Genomic DNA, 616 nt, shown 5'->3' on the forward strand with positions numbered 1-616 from the left:
ATAACCGCTGAAACGATATCGGAGTGCATATCGTCAATTGTGCGGCCGCGACAGGCATGGCCAAGGGCGGTAAAGTCCCAGTTGCCGTTATTACGGCGCAGCGAAGAAATAACGATCCCGGTATGTGAGCCCTGCTCAGTCAGCTTGTAGCGAGCCAGCTCTTTGCCGGTTTGATCGACAACGCGGCAGAACGCGTTTTCGACGTCATTGAACGACTGACCACGGAAGCTGTTTACCGTAAACGCCAGGTATTCAACGTTTGCAGGCAGTCGGGAGAGGTTGACATTAATCACCTCATCGTCACCGTCACCTTCACCGGTCAGGTTATCGCCACTGTGCACAACAGCGCCGCAGGTGGATTCCAGTTTGCGGAACCAGATGGTGTCAATTGTTTTACCGGTGCTGTCCATTAATACGCAGCCAGCATCGAGATCGATTGAGTCGTTGCCTCCAAACAATCCTCCAAGAAGACCTTTTTTCTTAACCGGATCCCAACCGAGACCGAAATGAAGCTGGCTTAATGCAGATGATTCTTTGCTGAGTGATACCGTCTGGTTCTTAACTAATGAAACCATGTTTTATTCCTTAAAATGGTAATGACCGAGACAATCAAAGG

Annotated in this window: 1 protein-coding gene; it reads right to left on the minus strand. The window is 49.8% G+C overall.

Translation table 11 applies throughout. The features are described 5' to 3' along the window. A partial coding sequence (locus tag ACOTYN_RS26435) for a TerD family protein (protein WP_332959888.1) occupies window positions 1-575 on the minus strand: 575 nt, incomplete at its 3' end. Window positions 576-616: the final 41 nt, after the last annotated feature.

The sequence above is a fragment of the Enterobacter cloacae complex sp. IR5458 genome, assembly GCF_049238025.1.
Lineage (GTDB): Bacteria > Pseudomonadota > Gammaproteobacteria > Enterobacterales > Enterobacteriaceae > Enterobacter > Enterobacter kobei.